Annotated in this window: 12 protein-coding genes; 5 read left to right on the top strand and 7 right to left on the bottom strand. The window is 74.5% G+C overall.

What is annotated here, in order from left to right:
- Positions 1 to 373: 2-C-methyl-D-erythritol 4-phosphate cytidylyltransferase (locus QL983_RS08490; RefSeq protein WP_290152294.1), on the bottom strand; the 373-nt coding region annotated here is incomplete at its 3' end.
- Positions 374 to 499: 126 nt separating this feature from the next.
- On the bottom strand, positions 500 to 982 hold the full coding sequence (locus QL983_RS08485; protein WP_002858073.1) for a CarD family transcriptional regulator: 483 nt from the start codon (positions 980 to 982) through the stop codon (positions 500 to 502).
- Between the two features lie 201 nt (positions 983 to 1,183).
- On the opposite strand from QL983_RS08485, the gene QL983_RS08480 reads away from it, so the two are divergent.
- Positions 1,184 to 1,735, top strand: coding sequence for a hypothetical protein (locus QL983_RS08480; protein ID WP_036384688.1), 552 nt, complete (start codon positions 1,184 to 1,186; stop codon positions 1,733 to 1,735).
- 91 nt (positions 1,736 to 1,826) lie between these two features.
- Here QL983_RS08480 and QL983_RS08475 read toward each other — a convergent pair whose 3' ends face one another.
- Entirely contained in the window at positions 1,827 to 2,507 is a 681-nt protein-coding gene (locus QL983_RS08475; RefSeq protein WP_041104721.1) for a response regulator transcription factor, read from the bottom strand.
- Positions 2,504 to 3,733, bottom strand: a complete 1,230-nt coding sequence (locus tag QL983_RS08470; RefSeq protein ID WP_036316036.1) for an ATP-binding protein — start codon at positions 3,731 to 3,733, stop codon at positions 2,504 to 2,506. The genes QL983_RS08475 and QL983_RS08470 overlap by 4 nt, the downstream gene beginning before the upstream one ends.
- A 163-nt stretch (positions 3,734 to 3,896) precedes the next feature.
- Between QL983_RS08470 and phoU the strand changes: the two genes are divergently transcribed.
- Positions 3,897 to 4,565 (top strand): phosphate signaling complex protein PhoU, encoded by a 669-nt coding sequence (gene phoU, locus QL983_RS08465; protein WP_036316039.1) that lies wholly within the window; start codon positions 3,897 to 3,899, stop codon positions 4,563 to 4,565.
- 61 nt (positions 4,566 to 4,626) lie between these two features.
- On the opposite strand, the gene QL983_RS08460 is transcribed toward phoU, so the two are convergent.
- Entirely contained in the window at positions 4,627 to 5,385 is a 759-nt protein-coding gene (locus QL983_RS08460) for a phosphoglyceromutase (RefSeq protein WP_063189350.1), read from the bottom strand.
- 49 nt (positions 5,386 to 5,434) lie between these two features.
- On the opposite strand from QL983_RS08460, the gene QL983_RS08455 reads away from it, so the two are divergent.
- Positions 5,435 to 6,277 (top strand): class I SAM-dependent methyltransferase, encoded by an 843-nt coding sequence (locus QL983_RS08455; protein WP_290152287.1) that lies wholly within the window; start codon positions 5,435 to 5,437, stop codon positions 6,275 to 6,277.
- A 25-nt stretch (positions 6,278 to 6,302) separates the two neighbouring features.
- Here the strand turns inward: QL983_RS08455 and QL983_RS08450 are convergent, their stop codons facing one another.
- Complete coding sequence (locus QL983_RS08450; RefSeq protein ID WP_036384680.1) at positions 6,303 to 6,599, bottom strand: DUF2516 family protein; 297 nt, start codon at positions 6,597 to 6,599, stop codon at positions 6,303 to 6,305.
- A gap of 81 nt (positions 6,600 to 6,680) precedes the next feature.
- Between QL983_RS08450 and tmk the strand changes: the two genes are divergently transcribed.
- Positions 6,681 to 7,340 (top strand): dTMP kinase, encoded by a 660-nt coding sequence (tmk, locus tag QL983_RS08445; RefSeq protein ID WP_036316043.1) that lies wholly within the window; start codon positions 6,681 to 6,683, stop codon positions 7,338 to 7,340.
- Positions 7,337 to 8,527, top strand: coding sequence for a DNA polymerase III subunit delta' (locus QL983_RS08440; RefSeq protein WP_036384674.1), 1,191 nt, complete (start codon positions 7,337 to 7,339; stop codon positions 8,525 to 8,527). Before tmk ends, QL983_RS08440 begins: the two co-directional genes overlap by 4 nt.
- Before the next feature lie 29 nt (positions 8,528 to 8,556).
- Here QL983_RS08440 and QL983_RS08435 read toward each other — a convergent pair.
- The coding region (locus QL983_RS08435; RefSeq protein ID WP_290152284.1) for an HAD family hydrolase at positions 8,557 to 9,258 on the bottom strand (702 nt) is incomplete at its 5' end.

Raw genomic sequence — 9,258 nt, 5'->3', positions numbered from 1 at the left:
GGGCGGCGTCGTGGACGAGGACGCGGCGGGGCGCCCCCGCCGGGGCGAGGTCGGCCAGAGCGCGGGAGGCCGCGGTGAGTCCGGCGCGGACCGAGTCCGCGCGCTCGGCGCCGCCCGGCACGCAGTGCACGGGCACGTCCAGGTGCGGGCCGGCGTCGACCTCGGCGGCCACGCGGCCGGCGTCGGCCCCCGCCGGCGGGGTGAGCACCACGACGGCGTCGAGGGCGAGCCCGGCGGCGCGCGCGGCGGCGACGGACTCCAGGCAGTGGTGCAGGAGGGTGCGGCCGTCCGCAAGGGGGGCGAGGGCCTTGGGCAGCCCGGCGCCGAGGCGGGTGCCGGCGCCGGCGGCGGCGATCACGAGGGCGGTGGGCATGGCCTCATCCTAGGGAGCGCGCCGGGGTCCGTGGCCCGGGACCCCCATGGCGGCGACGGCCGGGGACGAGACAGGGGAGGGGCCCGCGTCGTGGACGCGGGCCCCTCCCCTGCCGTGTGCTGCTCGTCAGCCCTCGAGCACCTTGTCCAGGCGGCCCTCGGCCTCCTCCTCGGTGACCTTCTTGGCCAGCGCCAGCTCGGACACGAGCACCTGGCGGGCCTTCGAGAGCATGCGCTTCTCGCCGGCGGACAGGCCGCGGTCCTGGTCGCGGCGCCACAGGTCGCGGACGACCTCGGCCACCTTGTTGACGTCGCCGCTGGCGAGCTTCTCCAGGTTGGCCTTGTAGCGGCGGGACCAGTTGGTCGGCTCCTCCACGTGCTCGGCGCGCAGGACCTCCATGACGTGCTCGAGCCCCTCCGCATCCACGACGTCACGCACGCCGACGAGGTCGACGTTCTCCGCAGGGACCTCGATGGTCAGGTCTCCCTGGGCCACCTTGAGCTTGAGGTACATCTTCTCCTCCCCCTTGATGGTGCGCATCTTGATCTCCTCGATCCGCGCAGCACCGTGGTGGGGGTAGACGACGGTCTCTCCGACCTCAAAAACCATGTTGTTGTGCCCCTTTCAGTCGTCTCATTCTATCATGCGGCCTCGTCGTGCCGCGCGTGCCGTCACATCTTCGGCCTCCGGATGTGATAGTGGACGACCCCGCACCACAGGCCTGCCGGCGTCCCGGGATGCGGTAGCCTGACCTGGCAGGGCCCCTGCCTCGGGGCTCCTGAGCACGTCATCGCACCTGAGGAGACCTCTGTGAAGAACGCATCCCGGCCCGCCCGGCGCCACCTCGCCGCAGGTGCGCTGGCCGCGGTCGCCCTGCTGGGCGCCACCGGCTGCTCCGCCGTGAGCCCGATCGCCACCGCCATCCAGTACTCCCCCTCGGACGGCATCAACGGCCAGGAGCAGGACTTCCTGAGCTACCGCAACCTCGCCCTCGTCGGCGACGGCGAGTCGGGCCCCGCCCGCCTGATCGGCACCGTGGAGAACACCTCCGGCCAGGATCAGACCTACACCTTCCAGGCCGAGGGCGGCGGCTCCGCGACCCTGAAGGTCCCCGCCGGCGAGAGCCGCAAGCTCGAGGACGAGGCGAACACAACCGTCCTGGAGCGCGAGGGCGTGTGGGTCGGCGAGAACCTGCCCGTGACCGTCTCCGGCAACGGCGGCACCGCCGACCTGGCCGTCCCGCTGCTGAGCGCCACCCAGGAGCAGTACCGTGACCTGCTCCCCGAGGGAGTCGAGCCCTCGGAGGAGGATCTCGTCGGGCACCTCCACGAGGAGACCCACCACTACGGCGAGGAGCACTGACCTCCGCCGGGCCTGCGCCCGGCACGCCACGGCCCCGGCCCCACCGCGAGGTGGAGCCGGGGCCGTCGTCGTCCCGGGTGCAGCGCGCCGGTCAGGCCTCGAACTTGTAGCCCAGGCCGCGCACCGTGACGAGGTAGCGGGGGCTCGAGGGATCGGGCTCGATCTTGGAGCGCAGGCGCTTCACGTGCACGTCGAGGGTCTTGGTGTCCCCCACGTAGTCGGAGCCCCACACGCGGTCGATCAGCTGGCCGCGGGTGAGCACGCGCCCGGCGTTGCGCAACAGCATCTCCAGCAGCTCGAACTCCTTGAGCGGCAGGGACACCTGCTCGCCGTCCACGGAGACGACGTGCCGCTCGACGTCCATGCGCACGGGGCCGGCGCTGATGGTCGCCGACATCGGCTCCTCCTGGTCCCCCTGACGGCGCAGCACGGCGCGGACGCGGGCCACCAGCTCACGCGAGGAGTACGGCTTGGTCACGTAGTCGTCCGCCCCGAGCTCGAGGCCGACGACCTTGTCGATCTCCGAGTCCTTCGCGGTCAGCATGATCACGGGGACGTTGGAGCGCTGGCGCACCTGACGACACACCTCGGTGCCGGACATCCCCGGGAGCATCAGGTCCAGGAGGATCAGGTCCGCGCTGTCGCGCTCGAAGACGCTCAGCGCCTCGTTGCCGTCGGCGGCGACGGTGACCTCGAACCCCTCCTTCTCCAGGAGGTAGGACAGGGGGTCGCTGAACGACTCCTCGTCCTCCACGATCAGAATGCGGCTCATGCGCTCGTCTCCTTCCGGGTCGGGGGTGCGGCCGAGGCGGTCACCCGGTGACCGCGCCGCTCGGTGACGTGGGCGGCACCCGGCGCGCCGTCGACGGCGACACCGTCCCCCCACTCGGGCAGGCGGATGGTGAAGGTCGACCCGCGGCCCGGCTGGGACCAGAGGGTGACCTCCCCTCCGTGGTTGATGACGACGTGCTTGACGATGCTCAGCCCCAGGCCCGTGCCGCCCGTCTGACGCGACCGCGCCGCGTCCACGCGGTAGAAGCGTTCGAAGACCCGCTCCTGCTCCTCCGGGCTGATGCCGATGCCCTGGTCCGTGACGGTGACCTGCGCGAGCCCGTCCACGGAGCTCAGGCCGATGCCCACCGTGGTGCCCTCCGGGGAGTAGCGCACCGCGTTGTCCACCAGGTTGCGCACCGCGGTCATCAGCTGGTCCTGGTCCCCGTGCACCACCGCGTCCACGCGGCCGCCCACGCGCAGCGCGATGCCGCGGTCCTCGGCGGTCAGGCGCAGGCGGTCCACGGCGTCCGCGACGACGGCGTTGAGGTCCACGGGCCCTCCGTCCTGGACCACGTCCTTGGCCTGCAGCCGGGAGAACTCGATGATGTCCTGCACGAGGGCCGTGAGCCGGCGGGACTCGACGCCCAGCCGTGCGGCGAAGCGACGCACCGCCTCCTCGTCCTCCGCGGCGTCGCCGATGGCCTCGGAGAGCAGGGAGATGGCGCCCACCGGCGTCTTGAGCTCGTGCGAGACGTTGACGACGAAGTCGTGGCGCATGGCCTCGGTGCGGGTCACGTCCGTGCGGTCGTCGGCGAGGATCAGGATGTACTCCTCGTCCAGCGGGGCCACGCGCAGCTCGACGACGAGGCTCGACTGCCCGAGGGGTCCTCGGGGCAGCTCCATGCGGCGCTCGACGATGACGCCGTCGGCCCGCACGGTCCGCGTGAGCTCCCGCAGCTGGTCCTGGACGAGCGAGTGCCCCCGCACCAGGCCCAGGGCGTAGGCCGCGGGGTTCGCGCGCACCACGCCGTCGACGTCGTCCACCACCGCGTACGCGCGGCCGACCACGGAGAGGACCTCGGCGGCGCCCGGCGCCAGGGTGGGTTCGCCGACCGTCAGGTCCACCGTCCGCGAGCGCTCGGACGCCCGGAAGGCCAGCATGGAGGCCACTCCGGTGAACAGTCCGACCGCTCCGCACAGCAGGCCGATGATGACGGGATCCACGGCACCAGACTAGCCTCTGGCGGCCCGGAGACGGGCTGCCCCGGCCCCGCCAGACGCCGGACGATCGGCGTTCATGGGCCGTTCATCTTGCCCTGCCAGGGTGGACCGTTGCCCCGGGGAGTCGGGGTCGGCGGCGCACGGGCGTCGCCGGGGAGAGGAGACCATGCGCGAGCTCTACCGAGCCGACCTCGAACGGCTGGGCCGCGACCTGACCGAGATCGCCCGCCTCGTGCACCGCGCCATGATGGACGCGCAGGCCGCCCTCGAGGCGGCCGACGTGCACGGCGCCGAACGGGTCATCTCGGAGGACGCGCGGATCGACCAGCTGCAGGAGTCCCTCGACGAGCAGGCCGTGCGCATCCTGGCGCTGCAGGCGCCCGTGGCCACGGACCTGCGCACCGTCGTCGCCACGCTGCGGATGAGCTCCTCGCTCGAGCGCATGGGCGACCTCGCCCGCCACGTGGCCCAGCTGACCCGGCTGCGCTACCCCGAGCACGTCATCCCGGAACAGGTCCGGACCGTGATCACCGCGATGTGCGACGCCGCCGTGGAGGTGGCCGAGGAGGTCGTCCTGCTGCTCGAGACCCAGGACCTGGCGCACGGGGACCGGATCGACGCCCTCAACGAGGACGTCAACGCGCTGCACCTGTCCGTCTTCCGCGCGATCGCCGCCCCGGACTGGAGCGCGACGCCGGCCACCACCACGGACGTCACGCTGGCCTCGCGCTACCTCGAGCGGTTCACGGACCACGGCCTGTCCGTGGCCGCCAAGGTGCGCTACCTCGTCACGGGCGAGTGGGCGACCCACCGCCCGGACGCCACCGGCTCCTGACCGTCCCCGACGCCACGGGCCGGGCCCCCGGCGGGGTCCCGGCCCGTCGTCGTCGGACGCGTCAGTGCGCGGAGCCCTGGGCGGCCACGGCGGCGGCGCCGGCGGCGGCGGCCTCCGGGTCGAGGTAGCGGCCGTTCGCGGTGATCGGCTTGAAGTTCTGGTCCAGCTCGTAGACCAGCGGGATGCCCGTCGGGATGTTCAGGCCCGCGATGTCCTCGTCCGAGATGCCGTCCAGGTGCTTGACCAGGGCGCGCAGCGAGTTGCCGTGCGCGGCGATCAGCACGGTCTTGCCGGCCTTGAGGTCGGGCAGGATCTGCTCCTCCCAGTAGGGCAGCAGGCGGTCGATGACCTGCTTGAGGGCCTCGGTGCGGGGGGCGTCCTTGCCCAGGTCCGCGTAGCGCTCGTCGCCGATCTGGGAGAACTCGGAGTCGTCGTCCAGGGCGGGCGGCGGGGTGTCGAAGGACCGGCGCCAGACCATGAACTGCTCCTCGCCGAACTCCTCCTTCACCTGGGCCTTGTCCTTGCCCTGCAGGGCGCCGTAGTGGCGCTCGTTCAGGCGCCAGCTGCGCTTGACCGGGATCCACTGGCGGTCCGCGGCCTCGAGGGCCAGGTTGGCCGTGGTGATGGCGCGCTTGAGCAGGGACGTGTGGACCACGTCCGGGCGGATGCCCTCCGCCTCCAGCAGCTCACCGCCGCGGGCGGCCTCGGCGCGCCCCTTCTCGGTCAGCGGGACGTCCACCCAGCCGGTGAACAGGTTCTTCTCGTTCCATTCGCTCTGACCGTGCCGCAGCAGGACCAGCGTGTACGTGGTGTTCGCCATGTCACCATCCTAGGCGGACCCGTCCCGCCGCTCCCCTACGCTGGAGCCCATGGTGGAGAAGGCCCGGCGGCTGCGCGCGCGCACGACGCCCAGCCCAGTCCCGGCACGGGGCCCGCAGGGCCACATCACCCGCGGCACGACGGCGGCGCAGCGGATGCGCCGGGTGGACCGCTGGCTCACGGACGTGCACGGCCCCCTGCTGCGGCGCACTCCCCGCCCGCTGGCCGTGGACCTGGGCTTCGGCGCGGAGCCGGTGACCGCCGTCGAGATGGCCCAGCGGCTGCGCGTGCAGAACCCGGCCCTCGAGCTGGTGGGCCTCGAGATCGACCCCGCTCGGGTGGCCCGGGCGCGGGAGCGGGCCGGCGGCCTGCCGGGGGTCACCTGGGCGGTCGGCGGCTTCGAGCTGCCCGTGCCGCGGCCGCCCACCGTGGTGCGCGCGTTCAACGTGCTGCGCCAGTACCGGGAGGAGGACGTGCCCGCGATCTGGTCCCTGCTGTGCGCGGGGCTCGCCGACGACGGCGTCCTCGTGGAGGGCACCTGCTCCGAGGACGGCCGGCGGGCGGCCTGGGTGGACCTGCGTCGGGACGGGCCCGCGAGCCTGACCGTGGCCCTCAGGCTGGGGTCCTTCGCCCGCCCCTCGGACGTGGCGGCGCGCCTGCCGAAGGTCCTCATCCACCGGCACGTGCCCGGCGAGCCCGTCCATCGGCTCCTGGCGGAGGCCGACGCCGCGTGGGCCGCGCACGCCCCGCTCGCGGCCTACGGGACGCGGCAGCGGTGGCTGGCGACGGTCGGCACGCTCCGCGCGGCGGGCTGGCCCGTGCTGGGCGGCCCGCACCAGTGGCGGCGCGGGGAGCTGAGCGTGCGCTGGGCGGCGGTGGCGCCGACGTCATGAGGGCGGCGCCGACGGCGCGGGACCCTCAGCGGCGCAGGGCCGGGCCCATGTCCTGGCGGGGGCCGGCGAGGTAGACGCACGCCACGCACGCGGCCACGAGGCCGAACATGCCCATCCCGCCGCCGGCGAGCACGCCGAGGAGCCCGACGACGGCGGCGACGCCGGTGAGGATCAGCCAGAAGCTCCTGTCCCGGCCCCCGATGCGGGCGAAGTCGTCGGGGCGGCGCCGGACGACGTCCACCAGCGCCCAGACCTCGAGCCCGAGCGCGGCGATCGCCAGGACGCGGAACAGCCAGTGGTCGACGAGCAGGGCGAAGTGCATGGGGGCGCTCATGCCGGTCAGTCTAGGCGGTCGGCCCGGCCGGGTTCCCTCCCCGTCCGGGGCGGCGTCTAGGCTCGAGGCGTGAGCACCCAGACCGAGCATCGCGGCCTGTTCGTCGCCGTCGAGGGACCGGACGGATCCGGCAAGTCCACCCAGGCCCGCGCCCTGACCGAGGCCCTGCGCGCCGCGGGCCACGAGGTGGTGCTCACGCGCGAGCCCGGCGGCTCGGACCTGGGCGAGACGCTGCGAGAGCTGCTGCTGGACCCCGGGCACGCCCCCGTGGACCCCCGCACCGAGGCGCTGCTGTTCGCCGCGGCCCGGTCCGCCCACGCCGTCCGCACGCTGCGCCCCGCGCTGGCCCGGGGCGCCGTCGTCGTCACGGACCGGTATGTGGACTCGTCCGTGGCCTACCAGGGCGCGGCGCGCGGGCTGGGCGAGGCGCGGATCGCCGCCCTGAACGAGTGGGCCACGGACGGCCTCGTCCCCGATCTGACGGTGCTGATCGACGTGGACGCGGCCACCGCCGCGGACCGGCGTGACCGGCGCGCGGCGGAGGGCGAGGGCACCCCCGACCGCATGGAGCGGGAGACGGCGGACCGGCACGAGGCCCTGCGCGCCGCCTTCCTCGCGCGCGCGGCGGCCGCGCCCGAGCGGTACCTCGTGCTCGACGGCGCGCTGCCGCCGCAGGAGCTCACCGCCCGCGCGCTGGCCCGCGTCACCGCCCAGGCGGCCGACCGATGACGGCCCCCGCCCCCGCCGTGTTCGCGGACCTCGCGGGCCAGGAGGCCGCGGTGGCCCAGCTGCGCCGCGCCGCGGCCGAGGACCGTCCCACCCACGCCTGGATGTTCACGGGCCCGCCCGGCTCCGGCCGGTCGACGGCGGCGCGTGCGTTCGCCGCGGCCCTGCAGTGCGAGGTCGCAGACCCGGCGGCGCGCGGCTGCGGCGAGTGCCACGCGTGCCGCACCGTCCTCGGCGGCACCCACCCGGACGTGACCGTGCTGGCCACCGAGGCGGTGAGCTATCGGATCGAGGACGTCCGCGCCCTCGTGGAGGCCGGCCAGTCCACCCCCGCCACCGGGCGCTGGCGGATCTTCCTCATGGAGGACGCGGACCGCATGACGGAGCGCGCCACGAACGTGCTCCTCAAGGCCATCGAGGAGCCGCCGGCCCGCACGATCTGGATGCTGTGCACCCCGTCCCCCGCGGACGTGCTCCCCACCGTCCGCTCCCGCTGCCGGCTGATCACGCTGAGCATCCCCGCCGTGGAGCAGGTGGCGGAGCTGCTGCACCGCCGCGACGGGCTGGACCGCGAGACGGCGCTCACCACCGCCCGGATCTCCCAGTCGCACGTGGGCATGGCCCGCCGCCTCGCGCGGGACCCGGAGGCCCTCGAACGCCGCGAGCGCATCCTCTCCCTGCCGCTCCAGGCCACCGCCGTCTCCGACGCGATGGCCCTGGCCGCCACGTTGGCCGAGGTGTCCAAGGCCGAGGCCGAGTCCGCCGCCGAAGCCCGGGACGCCGAGGAGCTCGAGGCACTGCGCCGCTCCCTGGGCCTCGAGCCCGGCGAGCCCGTCCCGCCCAAGCTCCGCCACCACGTCAAACGGCTCGAGGAGGACCAGACCCGCCGGCGGCGCCGCGCCGTCCGAGACTCGCTGGACCGGGCCATGATCGACGTCATGGGCCTGTTCCGGGACGTGCTGCGCGTGCAGCTGGGGGCCGACGGCGAGCTCATCAACGAGCACCGTCGGGACGAGATCGAGGCGTACGCCCGCGGCACCGCCGGCGACTCGGCCGAGGTGCTCGCCCGGATCGACGCCGTCACCACGGCCCGGGAGCGCATCGCCGCCAACGTGCCGGAGCAGCTGGCCCTCGAAGCCATGATGCTGGCGCTGCTGCCCCGCCGGGTGCGCACCCCGCGACGTCGCTGAGCGGCCGCGCGGGGCGGGCCGGCGCCGGCTCAGCGGGTGCGGACCACCAGGTCCGGCACGTCGGCCAGGCCCGGCACCACCCGGTCCGCGCCCGCCGCCAGCAGGACGTCGTCCGCGTCGCGACCCGTGCGCACGCCGACCACGAGTCCGGCCCCCGCGCGGCGCCCGGCCGTCATGTCCTCCGCGGTGTCCCCGACCACCAGGACGCTGCGGACGTCGTCGAGGTCGAGACCGAGCAGGGCGGTGAGGATCATGTCCGGGTAGGGGACGCCGCGGCCGGCGTCGTCCGGGGAGAGGCTCAGATCCGCCAGGCCCATCCACCCCAGCGACTCGAGGATCATGTTCTGGGTGTGGCGGGCGTAGCCGGTGCAGAGGCACACGTGGAGGCCGAGGGCGCGCAGGCGGACGAGCGCCTCCTCCGCGCCCGGGACGGCCTGGACGCCGTGCTCGGCCAGCAGCGCGTCGAAGGCCGCCTCGAACGTGCGGGTCGCCGCCGCGGCCACCGCCCGGTCGGCGAACACGCGGGGGAACACGGCCGTGCGCGAGGTGGGCCGGAGCGCGCGGAACCGCCGAGCGGCGTCGTCGTGCTCCGGCGTGCCCGCCGGGACGCCGTGCTGGTCCAACGTGCGGGCGAACGCCGTGTCCTGGAGCCCGTGCTCCACGATGGACGTGCCGGACATGTCCACCACGGCCAGGCGGAGGGGCGCGGCTGACGAGGCCGCGGCGGGGGG

The organism is Micrococcus sp. APC 4021 (assembly GCF_030407635.1).
Classification (GTDB): domain Bacteria; phylum Actinomycetota; class Actinomycetes; order Actinomycetales; family Micrococcaceae; genus Micrococcus; species Micrococcus luteus.
Note: the sequence above shows the minus strand (reverse complement) of the source record. Positions and strands in the feature narration are given on the sequence as shown.

What these genes read in the sequence shown, in the direction of transcription:
- QL983_RS08455 (WP_290152287.1), top strand. Translation starts at nt 5,435, where the DNA reads ATGGTGGAGAAGGCCCGGCGGCTGCGCGCGCGCACGACGCCCAGCCCA.
- phoU (WP_036316039.1), top strand. Translation starts at nt 3,897, where the DNA reads ATGCGCGAGCTCTACCGAGCCGACCTCGAACGGCTGGGCCGCGACCTG.
- QL983_RS08440 (WP_036384674.1), top strand. Translation starts at nt 7,337, where the DNA reads ATGACGGCCCCCGCCCCCGCCGTGTTCGCGGACCTCGCGGGCCAGGAG.
- QL983_RS08460 (WP_063189350.1), bottom strand. Translation starts at nt 5,385, where the DNA reads ATGGCGAACACCACGTACACGCTGGTCCTGCTGCGGCACGGTCAGAGC.
- QL983_RS08475 (WP_041104721.1), bottom strand. Translation starts at nt 2,507, where the DNA reads ATGAGCCGCATTCTGATCGTGGAGGACGAGGAGTCGTTCAGCGACCCC.
- QL983_RS08485 (WP_002858073.1), bottom strand. Translation starts at nt 982, where the DNA reads ATGGTTTTTGAGGTCGGAGAGACCGTCGTCTACCCCCACCACGGTGCT.
- QL983_RS08450 (WP_036384680.1), bottom strand. Translation starts at nt 6,599, where the DNA reads ATGCACTTCGCCCTGCTCGTCGACCACTGGCTGTTCCGCGTCCTGGCG.